The sequence below is a fragment of the Enterobacter sp. MGH 4 genome, assembly GCF_000534735.1.
In the GTDB taxonomy this organism is placed as follows: domain Bacteria; phylum Pseudomonadota; class Gammaproteobacteria; order Enterobacterales; family Enterobacteriaceae; genus Enterobacter; species Enterobacter intestinihominis.
The window spans coordinates 165,291-189,800 of the sequence record NZ_KI973296.1 but is presented as its reverse complement, the minus strand read 5'-3'; the positions used below and the strand labels follow the sequence as shown (position 1 = coordinate 189,800).

The window sequence follows — 24,510 nt, the reverse complement described above, 5'->3', positions numbered from 1 at the left end:
ACGTTGTACGCATGGCCCGCATTGCCGGGCCATTTTTTTATTTCAGCCACGGATCATTATGTTTTCGCTCTTTCAGTATAAAAAACAGGGTAAGACCCCTGTTATTCGCCAGCATGAATTTACCGAATGTGGACTGGCCTGCCTGGCGATGGTGTTGGGGCACTATGACCACCATGTCTCCGTCAGCCAGCTGCGCCGGGAGATTTCCGTTTCCGCCGATGCGGGAACCTCAATGGCGGAATTGTTGACCCTTGCCAGCGATAAAAATATGTCTGGCCGGGTGCTTAAAGGCGAAATCACTGAAATAGAAACGTCTGAGCTGCCGCTCATCGCCTTCTGGCGCGGCAACCATTTCGTGGTCATCGTGAAGATCGACAGCCGCAGCGTGACCGTTCACGACCCGGCCAGCGGCGTGCGTCGTTACCGCCTGAAAGAGGCGGAAAAACTCTTTTCCGGCTATGTGCTTGAGCTTAAGCCCACGCCGTGTTTCGAAAAGAAATCCCCGGATGAAAAGCTCACGCTTGGCCGGTTAGCCAATAAATCTCCGAGCCTGTTCCAGCGCCAGCTGCTGCTGTTTGTGCTCTGTATTTTTACTCTCATCACCATGCTGGCGAGCCCCACCTACGTGCAGCTGATTATGGATGAGGCCATTTCCCGCAGCGACAGCGATCTGGTGATCCTGCTCACCGCGATCTTCGCTATCGTCTTTATCTTTGAAGTCATCGGTAAATTCCTCAAGCAGCTGCTTGAGATCCTGATGCGTAACATTGCCTATGACGATTTAAGCCAGTCCGTGCGCCACTACATGCTGCGCACCCAGACCAGCTGGTTCCGCTCGCGCCCGCCGGGCATCGTGCTGGCTATTGAAAAATCGCTCCACGCCTGCGCGGAGTTCATCAGCAATGGTTACGTGCAAATTCTCTTTTCCAGCCTGATCGCCGTCACCAGCCTGCTGTTTATGCTGCTGTATAACGTCAAAATTGCGCTGCTGACGATGCTGCTGATGGGCGTGTTTTTCCTGATCCGCTTTTCGCTGATCGGCCCCTATCAACGCGCGGTGGATGACTCCATCGAGCGTACCGCCCAGTATGAATCTCTGCTGGTAGAGACACAGAAAGGGATCATTACGCTCAAGGCGAACAATATGGAGCAGGCCCGGGATGCGGTGATGGACAAATCCCAGCGCGAACACATCGCCGGGCTGATGCGTAAAGAGCGGCTGCTGGCCCGCTTTGACGTGGCTTCGCTGCTGGTGATCAATGCCGAGCAGCTGCTGGTGGTCTGCTTTGGCGCGTGGCTGATCCTGGAAGGGCAGATGAGCATCGGGATGCTGTACGCCTATATCAGCTATAAGCGCTATTTTTCCGATGCCATGGTGCAGGTGGCGCAGAAGCTGCTGGACAAAAATGCCCTTAAGGGGCCGCTGGATCGCGTGGGCGACCTGCTGTTTGCCCCCTCTGAAACCAGCCAGTTTGGGAAGCGGATTGTCACCTCGCCGGTCTGTCTGCAATTTGAGGATGTCTCATTTGCTTATCCAGGCCGGGAGGCCACGCTACAGCATATCAACATGACCCTGAAGCAGGGCGAAGAGGCGGTGATTGTGGGCCAGAGCGGGTCGGGAAAAACCACGCTGCTGCGTCTGATCTCCGGCATGTTGCTGTCATCGTCTGGCACGCTGCGGATCAATAAGATCCCCATTGAAGAGTGCGATCTTTCCTCGCTGCGCCAGCACATCCGCATTGTTCATGCAGACGATATTCTCTTCACCGGCTCGATTCTGGACAACATCGCCTGCTTTGACAGCGCGCCGGATAAAGAGCAGGTCATCGCCGCGTGTCGGCTGGCGGAAGTGGACCACGTCGTCGCCCGTCTGCCGCACGGCTACGAAACGGAGATGCTGCCGGGGAACACCTTTTTCTCGGCCGGGGAGATGCAGCGTCTGGTCCTGGCGCGCGCCCTGTACAGTCAGCCTAAGCTACTGCTCTGCGACGAAGTGACGGCGAACCTGGATAAGACCACCGCGCAAAAGGTGCTGGCGAACCTGCGTAGCCTGGGGATTGGCCTGGTATTTGTTACCCACTCGCCGGACGTGGTGGGCTGTCAGGGGCGTCTCTATACCATGGAAAACGGCACCCTGCGGGAGAGTGAGCAATGATGTTTCTGCCGCGTCTCTATGCCCGACTCTGCGCGCGCCAGGCCGGACGCACCTTAATGGCAAACCGGATTGCGCAAAACTACAGCCAGTTTATGCCTTGCCCGGAGGCCGATGTGCCGGCTGATTTTCTGCATCAGAACGCCCATGAGCTGAGCGGGTTTAACTTCGTGGAACAGATTTTCCCGCCCGCGCTGTGGGCGCGCAACGTTCGCTTCGATCTGCATGCGTACGTGGCGCAGTGGACGCAGGATCAGGGGTTTTACAGTTCGCCTCGCACCCTGCTTCTGGGCATGCGCTGGGCGGGCTTTGGCCTGATCGTGGATGCGCTGCTCGCCACCGCGCCAGATGATGTGCGCTTTCAGTTTATTACCCGTCACCCTGCGCTGCACAAGCTGATGGCCGCACACGACGGACGGCGCGTCGGCTCGTTTTTCGCCCCTCAGCGCCTGGTGACGGTGCTGCTGATGGATGAACGCCTGCCGGATGCGCCACTGTTCCCAATTCAGGCAGGCGATCGCAAGGCGTGGTTAACGGACGTCTCCACGCGGTTTTTATCGCGTTATGGCTACAGCGTCCGAACGCTGCTGCCGGTCTGTTCGCTGCACGCGGTAGAGTTTGGGCTGGAGAGCCAGGCGTATGCGCCAGAGGATTACCGTCTGGCCGCCGCCGACACGCTGAACGCGCTGCGCAAAACCCCCACGCTCTGGAGTGGATGGGACGATCTTTCAGTGATTTATCATGGATGACATATCGTGAAATTAAAAAACCGAAGCCGACAGCGTCGGGCGCTAATCCCGCACCACTTCTCAAAAAGCTATCAAATCAACGCGCCGCGGCTGAAAACCGTGCTGACGCTGTTCATCGCCTTTTTTCTCTGCCTGCTGGTCTTTGCGATTGCTTTCAACTTTTCGGAAACCACGCTGGCACGCGGGGTGCTGATCCCGGCGCAGGGCGATGTGGAGGTGCGCGCCAGAGAGTCCGGAACCCTTGTTGATTTTGCCGTCCGGCCCGGCCAGTACGTGAAGGAAAACGATCCGCTGTTCACCGTGTCGCAGGACTATGGCGGCAAGCAGGGCTCGGTGGTGCAGTTTGACCGCCAGCAGATGGAAGCGGAGAAAAAGCGCAGCGAGCAGCGCATCCAGGCCATTGAGGACTCGATTGCGTCGTATCGCAAAAATCTGGCGCAGCAGCTGGCTCTCACTGACAAGCAGATCGCCGTTTCCCGCGATAAGGTGAAGAAGCTGCGCGCGCTGTTAAAAAACAGCACCGACACCTACGAGGCGTGGAAATCCGTCTCCGGGAAGGGCTATGTCTCCAAAGTGGATCTCGATAAAAGCCATAACGATGTGCTCAACGCCCAGCTCAACCTGACGCTGGAGGAGAGCACTATTCTTGAGCTTGAGGCGCGCAAAACCAGCCTGACCGACAGCACCCAGTCGCAAATTGACTCGCTGAGCGAAGAGCAGCTGTACGTGAAAAACCGCATCAGCGAAATCGATCGCAACCTGTCCAGCCGGGGGAGTTCCACCATGGCGATGCTGGCCCCTTCAGATGGCTACGTGGTGGCGATTAACTTCCCGCCAGGCCGGGCCATTACGCAAAACAGCGAGGTGGTGGTGGTGATCCGTAAAAATACCGCGGCGACGATGGAGGGGTACCTGTATGTTCCGGCAACGGGGGTGGGGCGCGTGGCGAAAGGCGATAAGGTCAAGCTGCGCTTCGACTCCTGGCCCGTGGACAAATACGGTTCCGTGGAGGCGACGCTGTCCGATTTCTATGAGGTAAACATTGATGCCCATTCGGCGCTGATCCCGCTCCAGGAAGGGCAGAACTACTACCTGGCTAAAGTGCGCGTTCCCTCCTGGTTTACCGACCCGGACAAGAAAAAGCGCATGCTGATGGGCGGGATGACGGTGAACGCCGATATCGTTATCGATCGTAAGCCGCTTATCAATCTGCTGATTGCTCCGCTGGAAAGGGTGCGCAAGCGGTTTATCGATTGACCCGATTTCATCGATCATCGCCCTTTAGCCCACATTCTTAACGGCACCCTGGGGCTATTCTCCTTCTCATACCAACCGGAGGATAGCCCATGAACATTACGCAAATTCGCAATGCCACCCAGCTGATCACTTACGCGGGAAAACGCTTTTTAATCGACCCAATGCTGGCGCCAAAAGGTGCTTATCCGGGTTTTCCCGGCACCGCGCGGGCCGATATTCGCAACCCGATGGTCGAGCTTCCCGTTGACGTTCAAACGCTGCTGGACACCGATGCGGTGATCGTCACCCATACCCATGACGATCACTGGGATCAGTATGCCGTTGAGCTGATCGCCAAACACAAGCCGATCTACGTGCAAAATGATAGCGATGCCGCGCTGCTGCGCGGACAGGGCTTTCACAACCTGACGGTCATGACCGACGAAACGACGTTCGGCGATATCCGGATTGCGAAAACTTATGGCGGCCAGCACGGCACTGACCGCGCTTATGCCGTGCCGGAGCTGGCAGAGCGTCTGGGTGAAGCCTGCGGCGTGGTCTTCCGTCATCCCGATGAGAAGACGCTTTATATCGCAGGGGATACCATCTGGCGCGACGCGGTTGCGGCCGATCTACAAAAGCATCAACCGGACGTTGTCGTGCTCAACGCTGGTTACGCCCACGTCATCGGGTTTGGGCCAATTATCATGGGGGAAGAAGATCTGCTTAACGTGCATTTCCTGCTGCCGCAGGCGAAAATCGTGGCGACCCATATGGAAGCTATCAACCACTGCCTGCTGACCCGCCGCGCGCTGCGCGAGTATGTTGACGCCAACGAGATAAGTGACGCGGTGAGCATTCCTCAGGACGGCGAAACCGTTATATTCTGAGTGTTAAAGGGGAAAGGAGAGACAGATGCCGCTTGTTAACGTTGCTATTGTCGCGGTGGACGGGTTTAGCCCGTTCCACTACTCCGTCCCCTGCATTCTGTTTGGCGATACGGTATCCGGGGAAAAGCGCTTTAACGTCACGATCTGCGCTGAAAAACCGGGATTCCTGACCTCGAAAGACGGTTTTGCCCTGCATGCGACGCAGGATTTTTCCGCGATCGCATCGGCTGAAATTGTGGTTGTACCCTACTGGCAGCACGTACTGGAGCGCCCGCCTCAGACGCTGCTCGACAGCCTGGTTCAGGCCAGAGACAACGGGGCGGAAATTGTTGGGCTGTGTCTGGGATCGTTTGTGCTGGGCTATGCCGGCATACTCAGCGGCAAACGGGCCGCCACCCACTGGGAGTTTGAACACCAGTTTCAGACGCTGTTTCCGGACGTTCGACTGGACATCAACGCGCTCTACGTGGACGACGGCAATGTGATCACCTCGGCAGGTACCGCCGCCGCGCTCGACTGCTGTTTGTATATCATCCGCCAGCGCTTTGGCAGCGTCGTCGCCAATCAGATTGCCCGCCGGATGATCGTTCCGCCGCACCGCGAGGGGGGGCAGGCGCAGTTTATTGCGCAGCCTGTGCCGAAAGATACCCGCGACGGGCGGATTAACTGTCTCATAGACTACCTTCAGCAGCACATTTCCGAGCCGCATAACCTGGATTCGCTGGCGGACGTGGTGTCGATGAGCCGACGCACGCTGACCCGCCATTTTATCAAGGCGACGGGCATGAGCGTTGCCGACTGGCTTACCGCCGAGCGACTGCGGCGCAGCCAGATCCTGCTGGAGTCCGGCAGTCTGCCAATCGAAAGCGTCGCTGAGCAGGTGGGGTTTTTATCAGCGGTGACGTATCGGCAGCAGTTTAAGGCGCGCTTTGGCGTCAGTCCGGCGGAGTGGCGTAAGACGTTTCGTTCTCGCCTGTAGGCCAGGTAAGCGTAGCGCCACCTGGCTATTACCCCAGCCGCTCCATCCGCGTCTCCCCCTCCATCATCGACAGCTGATACAGCGAAAACGATCGGTGCTTCTCAATCAACTGTGCCAGCTCCGGCGAGTGGCTGGTGAGCCAGATCTGCGAGTAGCGGCTGGCCTCGGCAATGAGGCTTGCCAGAGCGGGCAGCATCTGCGGATGCAGGCTGTTTTCCGGTTCGTTGAGGGCGATGAATGCGGGAGGGCGCGGGCTTAGCAGCGCCACCGCCAGGCACAAAAAACGCAGCGTGCCGTCGGAGAACTCTGCCGGTTCCAGCGGTCTGCTTAGCCCCTCGCGCTGCATCATCATGCGGAAGCGCCCGCCGGTGTTGTCGCTGTAAAACACGCAGCCGGGGAAGGCCTGGTCGAGAATGCGCATCAGCAGCAGCTCGTCGCCAATTTCGACAATGGTCTGAAACGCGGCGGCCAGGTTCGCGCCGTCGCTGGCCAGCACCGGGGAACGAAAACCCACCTGCGGCGCACGGATCGCCGAGCCGGATGAGACGGAAAACTCATGATAAAAGCGCCAGTTACGCAGGGACTCGCGCATCTGCGACACTTCGGGATAGAGGTGCGGTTCGCCGAGCTGCCCGAACACCGACTCGTTCTCATACAGCGTACCGCTGTGGGTCACTTTTTCGTGATGCACGTTGTTCAGGAAAACCGCCTGATTCTTACGCTTCATCAGCTGTGACGACGGACGACGGTGCTGGCCGCTCAACCAGATAGATTCCTCTTTGATCACCGGATCGAGCTGAAACTGTGAGGGATAGGGCAGCTTTTCCACGAACCCGACCTGAAGCTCATATTCATAGGTTTCCGTTTCCACCGCCAGGTTCATGCGCCGCAGCTGATCGCTGCGGGTTTTGCCCGCCCAGAACACTTTCAAAATCCCCCCCTCGTTTGCCAGCGCCTGGGAGAATTGCCCCTGCGCCGCGCTGTGCATCAGGTAAATCGCTTTATAAATATTGGATTTTCCGGTGCCGTTGGGGCCGAACACGATGTTGAGCTGTTCCAGCTCAAGCGACATATCGCGAATTGAGCGGTAGTTCTGAATATGCAGATTTTTGATCATCGGGGTACTCCGCTGTGCATGCTTAACCTGTACAGAATTACAGTATTTTACGCTGAGCGCAAAAAAAAGACGACAGTGAGGGTGTCGTCTAAACGGGGTACAGCTTTGGGCCTCTGTGGGTCAATGGGCCTTCGCTTCTTTCTTATCAGGTAACGGCCAGACGCAGACCCAAATCATCAGGATAGGGATCAAAGTAGTTTTGCGTCATCAGGTACCGGTCAGGGTATTCAGCCAGATAATGCTTAAGCAGCGTCAGCGGCGCGAGGATCGGCAGCAGTCCGTCCCGGTAATGCAGGATCACATCACGCAGTTCTCCGCGCTGGCGGCTGTTCAGCTGGTTACGGAAATAGCCCTGAATGTGCATCAGCACGTTAGTGTGATTCTTCCGCGAAGCGGGTTTTTTAAGGATATTCATCAGTTTGTCGCGATAGGCCACGAAAAACGCGTCCAGATCGTCCCACTCATGCAGTGATGCCACAAACGGACCAATTTCACGGTAGCCTGCCTGATGGTGCGCCAGAAGCTGAAGCTTATAGCGGCTGTGAAAGTCCAGCAGGGCATGGCGCGTCAGGCCATTTTTACGCATTACGTTCAGTTCGTGGAGAGCAAAAACGCGCTCAACAAAGTTTTCCCGCAGTACCGGATCGTGCAGGCGACCGTCTTCTTCGACGGGCAGCCAGGGGAAAGTTTCAAGGAGGGCGGCGGTGAACAGCCCGACACCCTCCTTGCGGCCCCGGTTGCCGTTTTCGTCGTACAGCCGCACGCGCTCCATGCCGCAGCTAGGGGATTTTGCACAGACGATAAACCCTGACAGATCGCCGATTTTCGGCAGATAATCTGCCGTAAATGCGGCCATCTTCTGCGTGACGTCATCGTGCGGCGCTTTGCTGAATCGCATTTCTGTCTCGCCGCCAGTGGTCATCACCAGGCGCAGCGCCGGACGAGGCGTGGGCAGGCCGATAGCCATTTCAGGGCATACCGGGCGGAAAGCGACCCACTGCGCCAGCTCATCCATCACAAAGCCCATACGCTTATGTCCGCCGTCAAAGCGAACGGCGGAACCGGTCAAACATCCGCTAATACCCAGCACAGGTTTTGTTGTCATGATGTGCACCTCCCGATCTCATATCTAAAAGTTACACAACAATGTGAGTTTGTCCAAGTATTGGCGGGATTATTTTTTAATCGTCTTTAAAATCAAGGGCAATCAGCTGCCCTTGTAGGTTGAGTAACCGTACTGGCTGAGCAGAAGCGGGATGTGCAGTTTTTCATTGGTGCGGGTGACGGTGAACAGCACCGGCACTTCCGGGAAGAAGGAGTCCAGCTTTTTGCCGTGGAAGTAATCTGCGGTTTTGAAGGTCACTTTATAGACGCCTGGCGCCATATCCTGATCCTGCGGATAGAGCGATTTGATGCGCCCGTCGTGGTCAGTTTTACCGCTGGCAATCGGGGTCCACTTGTTCTGCTCCTGCTTTTCCAGCGTGACGGCCACATCCGCTGGCGGCATACCGGTTTGCTGGTCCAGAACGTGGACGCTCAGGGTGCCTGCCGGGGCGCTGAACGCGGCAGGGGCGAAAGCCATTGTAGCCAGCATCATCAGAGGGAGTGTCTTTTTCATCGTGTTTTCCTGTTGAGTTGTCGGTGACAGGAAAACGTTAGCACTCGCTGCGCGAAAAAATATTCAACTTTTCGTGAAGTTTGCCACAGCAGAAAATAATCAGAGGATAATTACCTCAAGGGAAACTTGCTGCTGCCACTGCGCAACCTGCTTTTTTCGCGCGGCGGTAAGTTTACCGCTGGTAACCAGCAGCCATTTGCGATCCGGAAAAATTTCCGGGGCCAGCGCGGCAGGGGGAACCGGCAGTATGTCGATGCGGTGGCCCTGGCCGGTGCGCGTCAGGGCTTCAAGCCAGATCTCACACGGGTCGTTCAGATGCCAGCCGCTGATGAGGATGTTATCGCCCGGCGCTTTTTTATCGCCCTCAAGGCAAAACGAGGTGTAGGCGATGAGGATGCCGTCGAGGATCTCACGCAGCGTCATGGCGGCGGCGACGTTGGCCGATATCTGGCTGCGCAACGGACGCAGCACGTTAGTGACCAGCTCTGGCCTTGGGTATTCGCGTCCGGCGTCGTAAATCATCTGACGCAGGGATTCAATTTTCCCCTCCTGCAACTTTTGCAGCATGGCCTGTTGCAGGGTTTGCCAGTTATTGGCGCGGCGCGGCACAGGACGTTCCAGCAGTGATTTTACCTGGCCGATGGGTACGCCTTTTTTAACCCAGTCGAGGATTTTCAGCGCCTGCTGAACGTCCTCATCGCTGTACAGGCGGTGACCGCCGTCCGTACGCTCGGGTTTGAGTAATCCATAGCGTCGCTGCCACGCCCGCAGCGTGGTGGCGGTGATGCCGCTGAGTCTGGCGAATTCGCCGATGGAGTAAGCCATGTCTGCATCCGAAGAGAAGGAGTAGTCTCAATATACTACGAATATTCCCCGACGGGATGAAGCGCCGCACGGGTGCGCTACACTTAACGTCCAACCGCGTAAATGAAAGGAGTTCTCATGAGGCTATGGCCTGTCGTTACCGGTGTCGCCATTGCGCTGACGCTGGTTGCCTGTAAATCTCCCACGCCGCCGAAAGGCGTGCAGCCCATTACCGGCTTTGATGCCAGCCGCTATCTCGGCAAATGGTATGAAGTCGCCCGACTGGAAAATCGCTTCGAGCGCGGTCTGGAACAGGTGACCGCGACGTACGGCAAGCGCAGCGATGGCGGTATCAGCGTACTGAATCGTGGCTATGATCCGGTGAAGAACAATTGGAATGAGAGCGAAGGAAAGGCGTACTTTACCGGCGAACCGACTACGGCTGCGCTGAAGGTATCGTTCTTCGGCCCGTTCTACGGCGGCTATAACGTGATCAAGCTGGACGATAAGTACCAGTACGCGCTGGTCAGCGGCCCGAACCGCGACTACCTGTGGATTTTATCGCGCACCCCGACCATTCCGGATGCGGTAAAACAGGACTACCTGAATACCGCACGCGATCTGGGCTTCCGGGTCGATCAGCTGGTGTGGGTTAAACACTGACCTACTGATACGAAAACGTAATGCTCGCCAGGGCGTTAGCCGAGCCGGGGACCAGCTCTCCGGTTCGGATGTACTGCGCCTGGAACGGCAGCGACAGCGTTTGTGCTGCGCTGGTGGTCTGGATGAAAAACTGTCCCGTCGTGCCTGCGGCCGAGCTGTCTGGCCCCATCATCAGCGGCCCGGTACCGTTATAGAAAAACTGCACGCCAATGCCGGAGGCCGTGGAGTCCCCGGTCAGCGTCACGACCGACGAGGTATTTGACGGCGTGGTCTGATCGGTCATTACTGCGTTAACCGCCACGTTCTCATCGCAGGTCAGGCTGACGTTAAACGCCTCCGATGGCGAGGTACTGCCTACGCTGGGTAGCGTGTGAACATCAATGGTGCCCAGGTCGACGTTGGCGCTTTTCGTGCCTACCGTGCAGCCGCTTGCCGTCACCGTGATGGTGGTCGGGTTGATGATCACCTGCGCGGTTTTCACTTCGTTGTTATAGGCCGTCAGGATCGCCGCGTTAATGGTGGGGGTCTGGTATACGCCGGATTTCAGCGGAACGCCGGTCTTGATAAACGTCACTTTTGCCGACCAGCCCAGTGTGGAGGCGTAACCGTTAGTCCCGTCGGCCGGATAACTCTGCGTAATGCCCGTCTGCATCGGGACATAGGTGGTGCCATTATAATCTTTAAGCCCAAGAATGAAGCCGATGCCGGGCACGCCCGTTTCAAATACCATGTAATTTGCGCCATCAAGAATAACCGTGATGCCGGTGGCCGTTACGCTGCTGCTCGGCTCCAGCGTCCCTTTTGAGCAGGTAAATACCAGGCCGCACCAGAACACTTCCGAGACGCTCGCAGTGGCGCTCCATTCAGAGCCGATCGTCTTTCCAGGCACGATGGAATCTGCCGGGCCGGACCAGGACATGGGCGTGGGTGAAAGTGTGATATCCGATGTCCAGGAGAGGGCAAGTGCCTGAGACGTCATGAAAAACAGGCCTAAAAACAGTAAACGCATTATTGATACTCCGTCGTCCAGGTCGCCACTGCCGAAACGTCTCCGGCATTGACCGGCGCACCCGTGGCGGCCAGTCGCGCATAGAAGGTCATTTTTACGCTGTCATCCCCCGCCGCGCCGTAAGCAGTGGTTTGGGTGTCCAGCGGGATAAGTACGCTGTCTTTATCCAGAATCTGCACCGCCACGCCGGTCGCGCCGCCGTCAGCGACTTTCAGAAGCTGCGGGTTTTCGTCATCCGGCGTACCGCTGAAGCGGATTTTCACGCCAGCAAAGGTAGGGCCGCACGCTTCAAGGGTGAGCGTGAAGGGCGTTTTGATATTGCTGACTGCCCCCGCCTCGCTAAATTGCTTCACGCCGAGGGTGCCCAGCGGCACGTTTTGCTCCTTCGAATCTTCCGAGACAATACAGGTATTGCCGATCACGTTGCCGGTCACGGAAACCAGCACGTCATAGCCGCGCGCGGGGACGGCGATGACCATCAGCAGGATCAGGGGGAGGAACCGGACGGTTACTGACATATGACCTCCTGGGAATACAGCCCGGTGCGGGCCTGATAATTTTTCGGGTTCAACGCATAGCGGATCGTGCAGCGCTGGGCGCTGTCGCGTCCCCATACGGCATGCAATGTTCCCTTCGCTGACAGGCCGGTCAGATACACGCTGCCGCCATCGCCGACGATACCGCTGGCGTTGTCATCCTCTGACGAGACCAGCGTGCCGAAGGGGAGCACGTCTTTAGCGTGATGCACGATAAACATCGCTTTTGCCCCCTGACGCGTGGTGAGGGTGGCGCGAACCAGTGCCCCGTCGGTGGGGATTTTATTGGCGATGGCGTTCTCAAGTTCCACGTCATTGCCCACGGTGGTGACATCCAGCGCAACCTGATTAACGCGATACGGCGTGGCGTACGGGATCACCGCATAGCCCCGGCTGTCGGTTTTGATGCCCTTGTGGTTGAGCACGGCGACATGGCTGGCGCCCGGGGCTTTCACCAGGATATTGGTGTTCCCGAGCGGCTGGCTCAGCGTCAGGCCATCCTCATGCAGCACCGCGCCGCCGCTCATCCCGTAGCTGAGGTTGCGGGAGTCACCGGCGTAGCTGTAGCCCAGGTTATAGTCTCCCCACGCGCCCTCGTATTGCAGCGCGGCATCGCCGCCGTAGTGCTGCTGCGCGCTGTAGCGCTGGTTGACGCTATAGAAAAGATTCTCCTGTCCCGGCAGATAACCACTGACACCGGTACTGGCGGTGGTGCCAGCGGGATCCGCATGGGTAGCGGTAAAACGGAGACGGGTCGACAGCGCCGGGTTACCCAGCGGCACCGACAGGGACAACGCGAGGATATTGTCTTTCTTGTTGTCGTACAGGCTAGAGCTACGCTGGGCGCTGATGCCAAGCGACAGATTACGAAACGTTGCGTTCCACGCGAACTGCAAACTTTGCGTGGTTTTTGACGTATTCCAGTAGGTTTGTTGATCCCAGGACAGAGACAGCGCGCCGTATTCGCCCATCGGCTGCGACAACAGCAGCTGATTTTTTGCCTTACGCGACATATGCAGGTTGTAAACCGTGTCGTAGCGGGTGGTGACGGTGCCATCGTCTTCTACGGTCTGTTCTGGCGCTCCGCCCGCCATGCCTTTGTAAGTGGTATCGCTGAGGGTATAAAACCCTGCCGTTGAGTAACGCAGCGAGAAGAAATTGACCCGCGTACCGATATCGTTCAGCAGCTTGCTGTACCGCAGGCGCACCGAATCCCCGGTGTAGTGCTGATTATCAGCCAGCTGGCTGCGGGCATGGGTGAAGTCGAGGGAGTAGGCGCCAAAGCGGCCGAGATTCTGCCCGATACCGAAGGCCAGGCCGTTGTAGCGATCGGAAAACTGCACCCCGCCATAAAACGTGAGGCCGTATCGCCAGCCCAGGAACAGCTCGCCCTGCGCGAAGGAGGGCGAGATCTGATCGCCCGCAGGGCGGTATTTCCCCGCCCCCAGAGCATATTTGACCTGACCGTTACGCACCAGATTCGGCACGCTGGCAAAGGGCAGGGTGTATTGCGTCTGGCTGCCGTCGCTCTCCTGAATGGTGACCGCGAGATCGCCGCCGGAAGAGGTCGGATAGAGATCTTTCAGCACAAACGCCCCCGGCGGAACGGAGGTTTGATAGATAACGTTACCGTTCTGGCGAACCGTCACCGTGGCATTGCTGCGCGCGATGCCGCGCACTTCAGGCGCGTAACCGCTCAGGCTGGCGGGCAACATATTGTCATCGGTCTTCAGGGCAATCCCACGCAGGCCAACGGCGTCAAACACCTGCGAGGAGGTGAACGTTTCACCGGCATAAACCTGGGCACGCAGGGCGCGGATATCCCGCTGTAGCCAGGTCTGGACGTGGGTGAGTTCGTTACTCTCTTTGGTCCACGTGGTGAAATCACGCAGCCGCCATGCGCCCAGGTTGGCGCCGCTGTTCAGGCTCACAAACAGCTGTTGTTCCCGCGTGCGCGTCTCGCCCCGGTATTCATTATTCGCGCCATTGACCACATAGTTCAGCCACGCGGCAGGGATGCCGGACTCCCAGCTCTCCGGGCTGACGTACCCGCGCGGCAGAGCGCGCATCGCGCTTTGCGGTACGGTGAAGTTGAGGGTAAGCGTCCTCTGGTCAAAATCAAACCGGGTATCGGCGAATGACCGGGTTAAAAAAATGCAGCGCTGCGCAGGCGGCAGCTCACCCCCTTTAGCCTGACGGCTGTCGATGCCAAGTGCGGCGAATTGCGCAGGCGTAAGGCACGGCAGGGCTTCACCGGCGGTGTTTTCAGCGACGCGAAACGTGACGTTACCTGTGAACGCGAACTGGGTGTTGATATACACGTTAAGATTGTACTCGCCCGGCGGCAACGCGCTCCCGGCGTTGACCCAGGCGAGGTCGGCGCTGTTTGCCTGTTCGCCGTTAAGAAACGCAGGATTAAAGTGCAGCTCGCTTTCGGCAGCCACGGCTTGCCGAATCACCAGGGCGATCGCCGTGGCGCACAGGATTTTAATTTTCATGTGGTCACGCCTTACTGTTTTTATTATTGGGACAATGACGTGCGGGTAACGGGCGTCCAGGCCCCATAATCGTTAATCGTCTGGTAGCTCATGCTGCTCGCATGGCTGAAGGTGTCTGCCAGCGTCACGCTGGTTTTCGGCGGCACCATGACGGGCGACACCGGCCTGCCATCAATTTTCAGGTTAATGGTGGTGAGGTAATACGGCGTTGGGTTGGTCAGCGTGACCTTGCCCGCGCGGTAGGCGCCGGCAAGGTTTTTCCATGCCTCTCCTGCGCCTTCCCGAAGCGACTCAGGGCGATAAAAGACCTTGATGCGGTTGGCAGAGGCGAATTGCAGCGAATTGCCGGAACCGTTTTTAACCTGCTGTGGGATAGCTTTGACCGTCATCCAGTACAGCGTTTCGCGATCGGCTGGCAGTGCGTTGCCGCTGAATATGATTTTCACCGCGCTTTCGCTGGCGGGCTTCATGACGTACAGCGGCGGCGTGATGACGAAGTCGTTGGTACGGCTCCCTTTCTCGTCTTCCATCCATGACTGGATCAGGAACGTGGCATCAGGGTGGGTATTTCTTACCTGCATCATCGTCTGCGTCGTCGCGCCTGCGTAGACCAGCCGCGTTGCACCCAACCCCACGCCGCCTGCATACACGGCGGATGAACATAACGTGCCAGCCAGACAAATCCATGTGTTTACGCGCATTGTGCGTCTCCTGAAAGCTGAGTCAGACCCGGCCAGCAGACCGGGCCTGAAGATTACGAATAGGTCACGGTGTAGGTTGCGACCGCGCTGGCATCACCCGCCGTGGCGTTGCCCAGTGGGGAGTAATATTTCGCGCTGAAGTTCAGGGTGTTCGCCCCCGCACGCAGGGGGATCGCTGCTGCCGGCTCACCCAGCCTGACGACGTTGCCCTGTTCATCATAAAGACGGATAGCGACATGCTGCGCCGAGCCCGCGCCGCCGTTTACTCCCGCGGACAGGCTATTCACATCGGTACTGTCCGGCGTACCGGTGAAGGTGATAGCCACAGTCGTTGCGGCAATGGGGTTATCTTCCGTGGACGCGGAGGTATCGGCGATTTCGCAATCTTCCAGCGTGATGGAGAAGGCTTTTGCGGTACTGGCTTCACTGCCTGCGGCAGCCAGCGTGGCGGTACGCACTTCACCCATGTCGACGTCGATATTCGCGCTACCGGCGCTGATGGCACAGGCGGAGGTCACCACTTTACCGCTAAAGTTAACCGTGCCGCCGCTGGTGGTGGCGGCCAGTGCTGAGCCCGCTGGCAGCAGGGCGGCAATGCTTAATGCCAGCAGAGAATGACAAGTAAGGCGTGCTTTCATTTCATGGTTCCTTGGTTTTTTTATTACGAGATTTGCTCTGAAAGCGGCAGGTCTAACTGGTTAAAAAGACCAGCAAATCTGTCTTATTCCTGAGCCCGAGTTTTCTTATCGCTGAGCTTTTTAAAGCGCTCACGCGGCGATAAGAAAGTTTCTCCAGTTCTGCGATGTAACGTATATCCAGTCCGTTCCTGAGTTCCTTTAATACCCTCCTTTCTCCAGGCGTCAGCGATAACGCCGCTGGCTGCTTTTGGGGCCGATAATGGCTATCGACCATTTTTGCTAGCTTTATCCGCCACTGATAAACCGTGTTCTGTAGCGAGATATAGGCATCAATATCTTCCCTGGCCCATAACAGGGAATGGGCAGAGGTTGAGTACAGGCAGATAATCACCTCAGGATGCGTGGCTTTGATTTTTTTTAAATATTTCAGTGAGCCATACCCTGTATGGTATTTCTCTGCGCCGGATATAAATAAGATATCGATACGAATCGACGACAGCGCCTTATCCAGTTCCTGATAACCTCCTTCGATGATAATGATGTGAAGGTCGTCGCGGATGCTGCGTAATAACGTTTTAATGCCGTTTCTTGCATAATGATCGCCGCCCATCAATGCAACAGTAATATGCTGTGTTATTTGGTTATTGTTCGTCATGTTATTCCTCGATTTATAATAGTAATCAGGCGAATTATTTATAAGAGTATCGCCAGTATTCTCGAAGCAATGACGTATTGCATAGTGTAGGCCTACTATACGTCGGCCAATAAAGAGGTAATCTGAATTAATCTAAAATTGTATTAATTACTAAGATCGAGACCGGTTACGACGCTTCCCTCTGATTGGTCTTATTCCGCTTCGCTTTCTGTAAATTATGATAGCCGCTATTTTTAATGAAAATTTAGCTTTGATAAATGTTTTGTAAGGAGTTTGTCGTCTGGTGTCAGTGCGGGTGTGAAGTTGCTGACGGGGAATAACAATTTACGAATGTTATCATCGTTAAAAACTGATAGAGAGGTGGCTGAAAAGCATACAAAAACCATATAACTTATTGATATTGGTCAGGTTGAGAAAACTTAAGGCTTAAGAGTACTGAATATTTCAGACACGCATGTCCGTGGCGTACAATGTTTTTTTATGTAGATATTTGTCAATGTCAAGAGGCGAGGAGTGCGCCAAAAGGAGAGGCTCTGATAAATGAGATGCTGTCGATAGTCAGATACTTCTGTGGAGCGGAAATTCCCTTCACAAAACATCATAATGAGGATGGTCGCGGATGAAGCGGCTCTGCAAGCCCCATTCCACAAGGGTTGAGTTCTTATGCAGGTTCAGTGAAGCTTAAGGGATGAAATATAAATTAAGATTTTTCGCCAATGGCGAAGATATACAGCATGCCGTTAATCAGTCACATTAATCCCGACGCGAATGTCATCACATACATGCGGTGACTCAGGTTCAACATCTGTTAACCGGAGAATTCATACTGCCCCTATGCATAAGCATTACATTATAAATAATATCGTCGAATTTCATCCTGCGGCCAGCACGTTACGTGATATCAACAATCCTGACCGTGTGGTTGTGTTAAATTCGCCAGCAGGCCGATGCCTGTTGTTATTAATCGACAGAGCGGGGTCGATTGTCACTCAGCAAGAGTTCCTTGATATTGTCTGGCAAAGCCGCGGCATGCTTGTCTCCTCCAATACCTATTACCAGAACATCTCCATTCTGCGCAAAGGGCTTAAAAAGATTGGTTTTGAAACTGACCCTATCGTTACCATTCCCCGTATTGGGCTGACGCTGGCAAGCGACACGCAAATAACCGTCAGAGAGTCTTCGCCTGTCGCGCCTCAACCCGCAGAGGGACAATGTGTGGAGGCGCCAGCGATCGAGGAGGTCTCTGCATCCTCCGCGCCAGCAGCGCCCGTTGCCAGGAAGCCCACGCGCTGGCTGGCTGTCGTCATGGGGCTATTGGTCATCCTGGCCGTGGGAGGCGTGACGGGATATATGAACGCCAGGGAAAACCGTTTTGTTGAGGATTATCGTTTTGCGGCATCCGTTGGGGCCTGTCGCGTTTATCTTGCGAACGACATTCAGACTCACGCTGAACGCGCTTCCGCGCTGACCTATGTAGAACAATTCAAGGCTGAATGCGCGCAATATCCCTGGGTTTACATCAGCTGGTACGCCCTGCTTCCTCGTGCGTCGGTTATTCGCTGCGACCGGCCAATGAAAGAACCGAACCGCTGTATATCTGATTATTTCCTGAAGGATAGCTAGCATGACTCGTTTTCGGCAGATGCTGTATGTCATCGTGACGGGCCTCGTCACGGCAGGCGTGCTGACGGGCTATTACCTGTGGCACCGATCTTACGTTCAGCCTTTTTCATGCCAGGCTAATCTGGTACAGCACCATCCGGATGAGACGCTGACGGTCTGGCTGAATTACACCTTCGACGGGAAATTCGGCACCCTGAGCATGAATGGCCGGGCAAAGAGCGATCCGGGTAAAACCATCGACAGGAAAATTTCCTTTCGGGTGGAGAGAAAAGATCGCCTCTATTTGCTGACGTCAGAAAAAAATATGACTTTCCCGGACGATAATGTCGAAGACAGCTGGCTGGAAAAATATGAACCGCAATTTTTTGTCTATCCGGGCAAGAGTATTTATATGCGTATCAATGAACAACATAATGGTAACTATATCTTTACCTTAGGAACATTACCGACATATGTGTGTCGTGGTTCAAAAAAAGAATGATGTAAACGAGAAAAGCATTATATTTTCCTCCCGTCTCATTTATGCTTGATTTAAAATATCAGGATTATCTTAGAAATATAAAGTGCGACAGATCATGTTGCGATAATGTAATTAATTTTAAATTTGGCAAGTAAATGAAAACTGTATTTGACTCCTCCGATGGGGGGAAATCAGTACCGGAAAAGTGTCTGCATATTGGGTTGATATTATGGCCCCGTTATTCACTTCTGGCCGTCTCCGGGTTGCTGGAGGCGCTGCGTTATGCAGCGAAAGCGCAGGATAAATTGGCATTTAAAATCAGCCTGATAAGTGAATTCCCTGATATCCCGATCATCAGCAATGCGGGGATTATCATGAGGCCGGATTCTCCCCATGGGCCGCCAGACAGTTTTAACTACCTTGCTGTTATCGGCGGTGAATTGCAGTATCTGGACTTAGGGTATCAGGGGGATAAAGCGTATCTGGCACATGCCCACCATGCCGGGGTTCCGCTCATTGGCATTGGCACCGGCAGTTTTGTCCTCGCACAGGAAGGATTGCTGAATGAACGACGAGCGTCCATCCATCCTTTCCACCTTGATGCATTTCGGCAGGCTTTCCCGCTGGTTTATGCTGAGCAAGGGTATGATTTCATCGACGATGGTGATGTGCTGACCTGCCCGGGCGGTATTTCCACCCTGACGCTGGCAACTGAGCTTATCCGCGCCCATGCCGGGGATGATATCGCCAGCACCACCTGTCAGCGTTTGTCGCTCGTTCCGCATGAAATTGCCACGCCACGCCGCGTCCGGCTAATTTTGCGCTTATCCCTGACTCGCGGTTGCGCCGCGCCGTCATGCTGATTGAACAGTTCCTGACCCGGCCGCTCACTACCGCCGGGCTTGCGCGAGAAGTGGCATTGAGTGAACGCCAGCTCAACCGTCTGTTCCACGCAGAATTCGGCAAAACGGCCCGCGAATTTATCCGCAGCGCCAGACTGCGCTATGCTTGCTGGCTGCTGAAGAACTCGCAGCAAAGCGTGACGGATATTGCGCAGCGGATGGGATTCAGCGACTGCGCGCACTTTATTCGTCATTTTCAGACGGAGTATGGTTGTACGCCTGGGGTGTGGCGCACGTCGCAGAATTAATTTTCTGAGGTGGATGTAAAATGCGGCTTATATAGTTGCGCCATCAACTACAGATACAATCGCGCTAGAGATGAAACGCAACCTGCTTGCCAGTGGGTAGTTCCACGTTAATGCTAAGTTTTCCGCCCATCGCTTCGATGTAACGCTTAAGCGTAGCAATCTTCAGATCGTTTCCACGCTGCTCCAGCTGTGTTACCGCAGGTTGACTTACGCCCATAAGATCGGCGACATGTTTTTGCGAAAGCTGGAGCTCTTCACGCAGAAGTTGCAGACCGGTTTCGAGGAACATTTCCTCTGCCATCTCCTGAATGCGCTGTTGGCTTTCCGGTGAGCGTGACGCAATCACTTCATTTAAGGTTTTCACTTGGCTGCCTCGCTGGCAGTTGTTCGATAAAACCGAACAACTGCATTTTCGACCCGTTCACCCTTATCAGAAATGCTTCATAAGGATAATGTCTGTAAGCTCGTAGTATGCCAGAAACAGCCGCTAAGCCAGGTGGTTTGTATTTGATTTTGCGAGGCGCTTTCCAGCATGCAGAATTTGGATCGCTGCAAGCGCGTTCTCTATCTCAATAAGCTTCGCCTTCGTCCGTTTGTAATCATCCTGCAACCGCTGCTCCTGCTCGTTATACGCCACCAGAACGATGCATCCTTTCATGACCTTTACCGTGACCTGCTGTCCGGTATCAAACCCCGCTGCGCGCAACCACTTACCGGAAAGGATGATTTTCGGCGTGGATTTGTCGTAAACATTTGGGCGGTATCCCACAATTAACGAACGCTCGGTTCCGGATTGGTCGGTGTCTGGGGTAGAATGCGAATCAGCCATAATCAACTCCTTGATAGTTGGTGAGGTTAGCTCTCGTCCGGTATTGCGAGTACCTGGCGAGGGCGTTTCAATTTGAGGTTTTCGTATGATAAGGTACGTACCTCAATGAAGATATCTTGCTCTTGTAGGTACGTACATGTCAACAGCTAAACGCGACCCTAATCAGTCAAAATCCGGAAAAGCACCAACTTTTCAGATTCGTATTACGCCGTGACCTGCCCCCACGATTAGATACAACACTCAGTTAGTAACGTCGGAATCTTCATTCTCAGAATGACCCTTTCTCCAGCCCGCTGCAAATTCAGACGGTGTCTGATAATTCAGCGTGGAGTGCGGGCGGCATTCGTTATAATCCTGCCGCCAGTCATTAATAATTTTCCTGGCATGAACGATATCGCTGAACCAGTGCTCATTCAAACATTCATCGCGAAATCGTCCGTTAAAGCTCTCAATAAATCCGTTCTGCGTTGGCTTGCCCGGCTGGATTAAGCGCAACTCAACACCATGCTCAAAGGCCCATTGATCCAGTGCACGGCAAGTGAACTCCGGCCCCTGGTCAGTTCTTATCGTCGCCGGATAGCCTCGAAACAGTGCAATGCTGTCCAGAATACGCGTGACCTGAACGCCTGAAATCCCAAAGGCAACAGTGACCGTCAGGCATTCCTTTGTGAAATCATCGACGCAGGTAAGACACTTGATCCTGCGACCGGTGGAAAGTGCGTCCATGACGAAATCCATCGACCAGGTCAGATTGGGCGCCGCCGGACGGAGCAGCGGCAGACGTTCTGTTGCCAGCCCTTTACGACGTCTTCTGCGTTTTACGCCCAGGCCACTGAGGTGATAAAGCCGGTACACGCGCTTATGATTAACATGAAGCCCTTCACGGCGCAGCAACTGCCAAATACGACGGTAGCCAAAACGCCTGCGCTCCAGTGCCAGCTCAGTGATGCGCCCTGATAAATGCGCATCAGCAGCCGGACGGTGAGCCTCATAGCGGCAGGTCGACAGGGATAAACCTGTAAGCCTGCAGGCACGACGTTGCGACAGACCGGTCGCATCACACATCAACATCACGGCTTCCCGCTTCTGGTCTGTCGTCAGTACTTTCGCCCAAGAGCCACCTGAAGCGCCTCTTTATCCAGCATGGCTTCGGCAAGCAGCTTCTTGAGTCTGGCGTTCTCTTCCTCAAGCGACTTCAGGCGCTTAACTTCAGGCACCTCCATACCGCCATACTTCTTACGCCAGATGTAAAACGTGGCATCGGAAATGGCATGCTTGCGGCAGAGTTCACGGGCGGGTACCCCAGCTTCGGCTTCGCGGAGAATACTGATGATCTGTTCATCGGAAAAACGCTTCTTCATGGGGATGTCCTCATGTGGCTTATGAAGACATTACTAACATCGGGGTGTACTAATCAACGGGGAGCAGGTCAGCCGGAATTGAAGGCGCAGTTTGAGGCTGCGGCGAAGGCTGAAGGGATGAGTTTGGGGAATTGGTTAAAAAATTTAGGTCGAAATGAATTAAATAGATTAAAAAAGTAGTTATAACGGGTCTAATACAATCTCAAATCTTGAATTTGATTTTTTAGCCTGTATAAAACTGATATGTTCATAGTCGGTTCGTGAACTTATTAACCTGAACATTTTAGTTTTAAAATGTTCTGAGGTATTGCAACCAAAAATTATCGTTTTGATAGCATCGGATGGTAGTTCATAGAGATCAAATTCTTTTTCACATACATTAATTGTTTTACTAGAATTGGCCTGTGGTAACAACATTCGCCATTCATGTTCATATTCCCAGTCTTTGCTTTTTATTAGGAAATGATTTATTTGATCGTCTGAGAATGGATCCAAGAATGGATATTCTTTCTGATATATAACTTTTCGTAAATAACCAAATTCACCTTTTTGGCCGCGACGTTGTGAGAAAAATGGATGATTGATATCAAACTCAATGATAAACCCACTGTGGGCCTGTGCGTAGTGTCCCCACATCAAAATATTCGTAGGGGTTTCTGTTAATGATAGAATTCTCGTTATTCCTATCAACTTTGAGTTAAAACTTTGCATTGTAGTATCTGCTGCTCTTATTATATTTTCTTTTTCTTTTTTATACATCGAGAGCATTGTTTTTTTTGCATCTTTAAGTATATTGCTGACAATTTCTTTAGGCAGTTTTTCAATCTGATTTAATAGTTCAGCTGGAAATTCTTTGAGAAGGTCTACAGTGCTTAACGAATCGTATAAATTGGATTCAAAGCTACTAAAGTTAAAAGAAGTATTGAATTCAAATGGGTCGTTAAAATTTAAAGGGTTATTAAAACATATTAAGTTATTTTCAAGTATATCGATTCTTTCTGAGGGAAGATATTTATACATGTTATTAACTCTGAAAGTAGATTTAGCTGTATTTTTGGCGGAAGATCACAGGAGTCGAACCTGCCCGGGAACGCTGGCGCCCCCAACTGGATTTGAAGTCCAGCCACCTCACCGGAGATGACGATCTTCCGCGCCTGCATTGCTACATGGAGGCGGGGCGCATTATAGCTACTTTCAGGCATTTACCACATACCCCACACCACTTTTTTCACCTCTCTTTTGACCTGAATCCCCCTGTTTCAGCTAATTCTTAAGAAAATCCTCAGGTTAGCATTTCGTGCTCATCAACTTTTATCCCGATCACAAAAAACAAGAAACGTAATCTCTTAACCAGAAAACGCAATACCCGCTCCTGAAACAATGGTTTAAAACCAATGCAACCGGTCTCAGCGCCCCCTACAGCGTGAAGGATAAAAATATGAGCGAAGTATTGTCAGTAAAAGAGAAGATTGGCTACGGCATGGGAGACGCCGCCAGCCATATCATTTTTGATAACGTCATGCTTTACATGATGTTTTTCTACACCGATATTTTTGGTATTCCCGCCGGGTTTGTCGGCACCATGTTCCTGCTGGCCCGCGCGCTGGATGCGATCTCCGACCCGTGCATGGGGCTGATTGCCGACCGCACCCGCAGCCGCTGGGGCAAGTTCCGCCCGTGGATTTTGTTCGGCGCTATCCCGTTCGGCATCGTCTGCGTGCTGGCCTACACCACGCCGGACCTCAGCCTCAACGGCAAAATGGTTTATGCCGCAATCACCTATACGCTGCTGACCCTGCTCTATACCGTGGTCAATATCCCGTACTGCGCGCTGGGCGGCGTGATCACCAACGACCCGACGCAGCGTATCTCCCTTCAGTCCTGGCGCTTTGTGCTGGCGACGGCGGGCGGCATGCTCTCCACGGTGCTGATGATGCCGCTGGTGAACCTGATTGGCGGGGATGACAAAGCCTTCGGCTTCCAGGGCGGGATCGCCGTGCTGTCGGTGGTCGCGTTCCTGATGCTGGCGTTCTGCTTCTTCACCACCAAAGAGCGCATCCAGGTGCCGCCGAGTACTACCTCCATGCGTGAAGATCTGCGTGATATCTGGCAAAACGACCAGTGGCGCATCGTCGGCGTGCTGACCATCCTCAACATTCTCGCCGTCTGCGTGCGCGGCGGGGCGATGATGTACTACTGCACCTGGATCATGGGCTCGCCGGAGGTGTTCGTCGCGTTCCTCACCACCTACTGCGTCGGCAACCTGATTGGCTCGGCGCTGGCGAAACCGCTCACCGACTGGAAGTGTAAGGTCAGCATCTTCTGGTGGACCAACGCTGCGCTGGCGGTGGTCAGCGTGGCGATGTTCTTCGTGCCGATGCATGCCACCGTGCTGATGTTCGGCTTCATCTTCGTTATCGGCGTGCTGCATCAGCTGGTGACGCCGATTCAGTGGGTAATGATGTCCGATACCGTCGACTACGGCGAATGGACCAACGGCAAACGCCTGACCGGCATCAGCTTTGCGGGCACGCTGTTCGTGCTGAAGCTCGGCCTGGCGCTGGGCGGGGCGATGATCGGCTGGATGCTGGCAGGCGGCGGCTACGACGCGGCGGCCAAAACCCAGAACAGCGCGACCATCAGTATCATTATCGGCCTGTTTACGCTGGCTCCGGCGATCTGCTACGTGCTGAGCGCCATCATCGCCAGGCGCTACTACACGCTGAAAACCCCCTTCCTGACCAAAATCCTGCGCGAGCTGGCGCAGGGCGCGCGCCGCAATCAGGAGGAGTTTGACACCCTGCCGGTCAGCAAAGAATTGCAGAACTAAGAGGACGTAAGT

25 protein-coding genes, 1 tRNA gene and 2 pseudogenes are annotated in these 24,510 nt (G+C 54.5%); 13 read left to right on the top strand and 15 right to left on the bottom strand.

The annotated features are described in order from the left end of the window. Positions 1–58 precede the first annotated feature (58 nt). From L350_RS03545 to L350_RS03565, 5 genes are all read left to right on the top strand, one after another. Positions 59–2,155, top strand: a complete 2,097-nt coding sequence (locus L350_RS03545) for a peptidase domain-containing ABC transporter (RefSeq protein ID WP_032626638.1) — start codon at positions 59–61, stop codon at positions 2,153–2,155. Next, complete coding sequence (locus L350_RS03550) at positions 2,152–2,901, top strand: hypothetical protein (RefSeq protein WP_032626635.1); 750 nt, start codon at positions 2,152–2,154, stop codon at positions 2,899–2,901. The genes L350_RS03545 and L350_RS03550 overlap by 4 nt, the downstream gene beginning before the upstream one ends. A gap of 6 nt (positions 2,902–2,907) precedes the next feature. Next, on the top strand, positions 2,908–4,158 hold the full coding sequence (locus L350_RS03555) for an HlyD family secretion protein (protein ID WP_023298992.1): 1,251 nt from the start codon (positions 2,908–2,910) through the stop codon (positions 4,156–4,158). A gap of 89 nt (positions 4,159–4,247) precedes the next feature. Continuing rightward, positions 4,248–5,027, top strand: coding sequence for an MBL fold metallo-hydrolase (locus L350_RS03560; RefSeq protein WP_032626633.1), 780 nt, complete (start codon positions 4,248–4,250; stop codon positions 5,025–5,027). Positions 5,028–5,052: 25 nt separating this feature from the next. Beyond that, entirely contained in the window at positions 5,053–6,006 is a 954-nt protein-coding gene (locus tag L350_RS03565; RefSeq protein ID WP_032626630.1) for a GlxA family transcriptional regulator, read from the top strand. Between the two features lie 28 nt (positions 6,007–6,034). Here L350_RS03565 and L350_RS03570 read toward each other — a convergent pair whose 3' ends face one another. The 4 genes from L350_RS03570 to L350_RS03585 form a co-directional block, all read right to left on the bottom strand. After that, entirely contained in the window at positions 6,035–7,123 is a 1,089-nt protein-coding gene (locus L350_RS03570; protein WP_032626628.1) for an AAA family ATPase, read from the bottom strand. A 145-nt stretch (positions 7,124–7,268) separates the two neighbouring features. Then, positions 7,269–8,228 carry a YbgA family protein gene (locus tag L350_RS03575; protein ID WP_032626626.1) on the bottom strand — a complete coding sequence of 320 codons (960 nt, stop codon included), beginning with the start codon at positions 8,226–8,228 and terminating at the stop codon, positions 7,269–7,271. Between the two features lie 102 nt (positions 8,229–8,330). Continuing rightward, positions 8,331–8,741 (bottom strand): hydroxyisourate hydrolase, encoded by a 411-nt coding sequence (uraH, locus tag L350_RS03580; RefSeq protein ID WP_023298998.1) that lies wholly within the window; start codon positions 8,739–8,741, stop codon positions 8,331–8,333. Positions 8,742–8,840: 99 nt separating this feature from the next. Then, the gene (locus L350_RS03585; protein WP_022646597.1) at positions 8,841–9,566 is read right to left on the bottom strand and encodes a MerR family transcriptional regulator; all 726 of its coding nucleotides are present in this window, start codon (positions 9,564–9,566) and stop codon (positions 8,841–8,843) included. A gap of 117 nt (positions 9,567–9,683) precedes the next feature. Between L350_RS03585 and L350_RS03590 the strand changes: the two genes are divergently transcribed. Then, on the top strand, positions 9,684–10,208 hold the full coding sequence (locus tag L350_RS03590) for a lipocalin family protein (RefSeq protein WP_032626624.1): 525 nt from the start codon (positions 9,684–9,686) through the stop codon (positions 10,206–10,208). A gap of 1 nt (position 10,209) precedes the next feature. On the opposite strand, the gene L350_RS03595 is transcribed toward L350_RS03590, so the two are convergent. The 6 genes from L350_RS03595 to L350_RS03620 are packed head-to-tail and all read right to left on the bottom strand — an operon-like array spanning position 10,210 to position 16,245. Then, positions 10,210–11,217, bottom strand: a complete 1,008-nt coding sequence (locus L350_RS03595) for a fimbrial protein (protein WP_023298999.1) — start codon at positions 11,215–11,217, stop codon at positions 10,210–10,212. Further along, positions 11,217–11,735: a fimbrial protein gene (locus tag L350_RS03600; protein WP_032626622.1), complete on the bottom strand. Its 519-nt coding sequence runs from the start codon at positions 11,733–11,735 to the stop codon at positions 11,217–11,219. The genes L350_RS03595 and L350_RS03600 overlap by 1 nt, the downstream gene beginning before the upstream one ends. Next, positions 11,726–14,251 carry a fimbria/pilus outer membrane usher protein gene (locus L350_RS03605; RefSeq protein ID WP_032626620.1) on the bottom strand — a complete coding sequence of 842 codons (2,526 nt, stop codon included), beginning with the start codon at positions 14,249–14,251 and terminating at the stop codon, positions 11,726–11,728. Before L350_RS03605 ends, L350_RS03600 begins: the two co-directional genes overlap by 10 nt. A 23-nt stretch (positions 14,252–14,274) precedes the next feature. Then, positions 14,275–14,952 (bottom strand): fimbrial biogenesis chaperone, encoded by a 678-nt coding sequence (locus L350_RS03610; RefSeq protein ID WP_032626618.1) that lies wholly within the window; start codon positions 14,950–14,952, stop codon positions 14,275–14,277. Positions 14,953–15,005: 53 nt separating this feature from the next. Next, the gene (locus tag L350_RS03615; protein WP_032626616.1) at positions 15,006–15,590 is read right to left on the bottom strand and encodes a fimbrial protein; all 585 of its coding nucleotides are present in this window, start codon (positions 15,588–15,590) and stop codon (positions 15,006–15,008) included. Between the two features lie 52 nt (positions 15,591–15,642). Then, positions 15,643–16,245: a helix-turn-helix domain-containing protein gene (locus L350_RS03620; protein ID WP_022646604.1), complete on the bottom strand. Its 603-nt coding sequence runs from the start codon at positions 16,243–16,245 to the stop codon at positions 15,643–15,645. A gap of 834 nt (positions 16,246–17,079) precedes the next feature. On the opposite strand from L350_RS03620, the gene L350_RS03625 reads away from it, so the two are divergent. The 4 genes from L350_RS03625 to L350_RS24780 all read left to right on the top strand — a co-directional run bounded on the left by L350_RS03625 (position 17,080) and on the right by L350_RS24780 (position 19,478). Further along, positions 17,080–17,868, top strand: a complete 789-nt coding sequence (locus L350_RS03625) for a winged helix-turn-helix domain-containing protein (protein ID WP_032626614.1) — start codon at positions 17,080–17,082, stop codon at positions 17,866–17,868. A 1-nt stretch (position 17,869) separates the two neighbouring features. Further along, positions 17,870–18,349 (top strand): hypothetical protein, encoded by a 480-nt coding sequence (locus L350_RS03630; protein ID WP_022646606.1) that lies wholly within the window; start codon positions 17,870–17,872, stop codon positions 18,347–18,349. A gap of 134 nt (positions 18,350–18,483) precedes the next feature. Then, on the top strand, positions 18,484–19,191 hold the full coding sequence (locus L350_RS24785) for a helix-turn-helix domain-containing protein (protein WP_240183887.1): 708 nt from the start codon (positions 18,484–18,486) through the stop codon (positions 19,189–19,191). After that, positions 19,185–19,478, top strand: a complete 294-nt coding sequence (locus L350_RS24780; RefSeq protein WP_240183886.1) for a helix-turn-helix domain-containing protein — start codon at positions 19,185–19,187, stop codon at positions 19,476–19,478. Before L350_RS24785 ends, L350_RS24780 begins: the two co-directional genes overlap by 7 nt. A 64-nt stretch (positions 19,479–19,542) precedes the next feature. Here L350_RS24780 and L350_RS03635 read toward each other — a convergent pair whose 3' ends face one another. Together L350_RS03635 and L350_RS03640 are read right to left on the bottom strand one after the other, a co-directional pair. Beyond that, positions 19,543–19,842, bottom strand: coding sequence for a helix-turn-helix domain-containing protein (locus L350_RS03635; RefSeq protein ID WP_023299004.1), 300 nt, complete (start codon positions 19,840–19,842; stop codon positions 19,543–19,545). 123 nt (positions 19,843–19,965) lie between these two features. Continuing rightward, positions 19,966–20,307 carry a SymE family type I addiction module toxin gene (locus L350_RS03640; protein ID WP_032626612.1) on the bottom strand — a complete coding sequence of 114 codons (342 nt, stop codon included), beginning with the start codon at positions 20,305–20,307 and terminating at the stop codon, positions 19,966–19,968. A gap of 136 nt (positions 20,308–20,443) precedes the next feature. Here L350_RS03640 and L350_RS24775 point away from each other — a divergent pair. After that, positions 20,444–20,518 (top strand): annotated as a pseudogene (locus L350_RS24775) (toxin-antitoxin system HicB family antitoxin); the annotation flags it as partial. 29 nt (positions 20,519–20,547) lie between these two features. Here the strand turns inward: L350_RS24775 and L350_RS03645 are convergent. After that, positions 20,548–21,668 (bottom strand): IS3-like element ISSen4 family transposase gene (locus tag L350_RS03645; protein WP_096147877.1). Its coding sequence is split into 2 segments (ribosomal slippage): positions 20,548–21,410 and positions 21,410–21,668, totalling 1,122 coding nucleotides; the frame shifts between segments, so codons are not numbered across the junction. A gap of 72 nt (positions 21,669–21,740) precedes the next feature. Here L350_RS03645 and L350_RS24770 point away from each other — a divergent pair. Beyond that, positions 21,741–21,848, top strand: a pseudogene (locus L350_RS24770) (toxin-antitoxin system HicB family antitoxin); the annotation flags it as partial. On the opposite strand, the gene L350_RS03655 reads toward L350_RS24770, so the two are convergent. Together L350_RS03655 and L350_RS03660 are read right to left on the bottom strand one after the other, a co-directional pair. Then, entirely contained in the window at positions 21,849–22,688 is an 840-nt protein-coding gene (locus L350_RS03655) for a DUF2971 domain-containing protein (RefSeq protein ID WP_032626610.1), read from the bottom strand. A 35-nt stretch (positions 22,689–22,723) separates the two neighbouring features. After that, positions 22,724–22,818: transfer RNA gene (locus L350_RS03660), tRNA-Sec, on the bottom strand. Positions 22,819–23,106: 288 nt separating this feature from the next. Here L350_RS03660 and L350_RS03665 point away from each other — a divergent pair. Then, positions 23,107–24,498 (top strand): glycoside-pentoside-hexuronide family transporter, encoded by a 1,392-nt coding sequence (locus tag L350_RS03665; protein ID WP_032626608.1) that lies wholly within the window; start codon positions 23,107–23,109, stop codon positions 24,496–24,498. Positions 24,499–24,510 lie beyond the last annotated feature (12 nt).

What these genes read in the sequence shown, in the direction of transcription:
- L350_RS03545 (WP_032626638.1), top strand. Translation starts at nt 59, where the DNA reads ATGTTTTCGCTCTTTCAGTATAAAAAACAGGGTAAGACCCCTGTTATT.
- L350_RS03550 (WP_032626635.1), top strand. Translation starts at nt 2,152, where the DNA reads ATGATGTTTCTGCCGCGTCTCTATGCCCGACTCTGCGCGCGCCAGGCC.
- L350_RS03560 (WP_032626633.1), top strand. Translation starts at nt 4,248, where the DNA reads ATGAACATTACGCAAATTCGCAATGCCACCCAGCTGATCACTTACGCG.
- L350_RS03565 (WP_032626630.1), top strand. Translation starts at nt 5,053, where the DNA reads ATGCCGCTTGTTAACGTTGCTATTGTCGCGGTGGACGGGTTTAGCCCG.
- L350_RS03570 (WP_032626628.1), bottom strand. Translation starts at nt 7,123, where the DNA reads ATGATCAAAAATCTGCATATTCAGAACTACCGCTCAATTCGCGATATG.
- L350_RS03575 (WP_032626626.1), bottom strand. Translation starts at nt 8,228, where the DNA reads ATGACAACAAAACCTGTGCTGGGTATTAGCGGATGTTTGACCGGTTCC.
- uraH (WP_023298998.1), bottom strand. Translation starts at nt 8,741, where the DNA reads ATGAAAAAGACACTCCCTCTGATGATGCTGGCTACAATGGCTTTCGCC.
- L350_RS03585 (WP_022646597.1), bottom strand. Translation starts at nt 9,566, where the DNA reads ATGGCTTACTCCATCGGCGAATTCGCCAGACTCAGCGGCATCACCGCC.
- L350_RS03590 (WP_032626624.1), top strand. Translation starts at nt 9,684, where the DNA reads ATGAGGCTATGGCCTGTCGTTACCGGTGTCGCCATTGCGCTGACGCTG.
- L350_RS03595 (WP_023298999.1), bottom strand. Translation starts at nt 11,217, where the DNA reads ATGCGTTTACTGTTTTTAGGCCTGTTTTTCATGACGTCTCAGGCACTT.
- L350_RS03600 (WP_032626622.1), bottom strand. Translation starts at nt 11,735, where the DNA reads ATGTCAGTAACCGTCCGGTTCCTCCCCCTGATCCTGCTGATGGTCATC.
- L350_RS03605 (WP_032626620.1), bottom strand. Translation starts at nt 14,251, where the DNA reads ATGAAAATTAAAATCCTGTGCGCCACGGCGATCGCCCTGGTGATTCGG.
- L350_RS03610 (WP_032626618.1), bottom strand. Translation starts at nt 14,952, where the DNA reads ATGCGCGTAAACACATGGATTTGTCTGGCTGGCACGTTATGTTCATCC.
- L350_RS03615 (WP_032626616.1), bottom strand. Translation starts at nt 15,590, where the DNA reads ATGAAAGCACGCCTTACTTGTCATTCTCTGCTGGCATTAAGCATTGCC.
- L350_RS03620 (WP_022646604.1), bottom strand. Translation starts at nt 16,245, where the DNA reads ATGACGAACAATAACCAAATAACACAGCATATTACTGTTGCATTGATG.
- L350_RS03625 (WP_032626614.1), top strand. Translation starts at nt 17,080, where the DNA reads ATGCATAAGCATTACATTATAAATAATATCGTCGAATTTCATCCTGCG.
- L350_RS03630 (WP_022646606.1), top strand. Translation starts at nt 17,870, where the DNA reads ATGACTCGTTTTCGGCAGATGCTGTATGTCATCGTGACGGGCCTCGTC.
- L350_RS24785 (WP_240183887.1), top strand. Translation starts at nt 18,484, where the DNA reads ATGAAAACTGTATTTGACTCCTCCGATGGGGGGAAATCAGTACCGGAA.
- L350_RS24780 (WP_240183886.1), top strand. Translation starts at nt 19,185, where the DNA reads ATGCTGATTGAACAGTTCCTGACCCGGCCGCTCACTACCGCCGGGCTT.
- L350_RS03640 (WP_032626612.1), bottom strand. Translation starts at nt 20,307, where the DNA reads ATGGCTGATTCGCATTCTACCCCAGACACCGACCAATCCGGAACCGAG.
- L350_RS03655 (WP_032626610.1), bottom strand. Translation starts at nt 22,688, where the DNA reads ATGTATAAATATCTTCCCTCAGAAAGAATCGATATACTTGAAAATAAC.
- L350_RS03665 (WP_032626608.1), top strand. Translation starts at nt 23,107, where the DNA reads ATGAGCGAAGTATTGTCAGTAAAAGAGAAGATTGGCTACGGCATGGGA.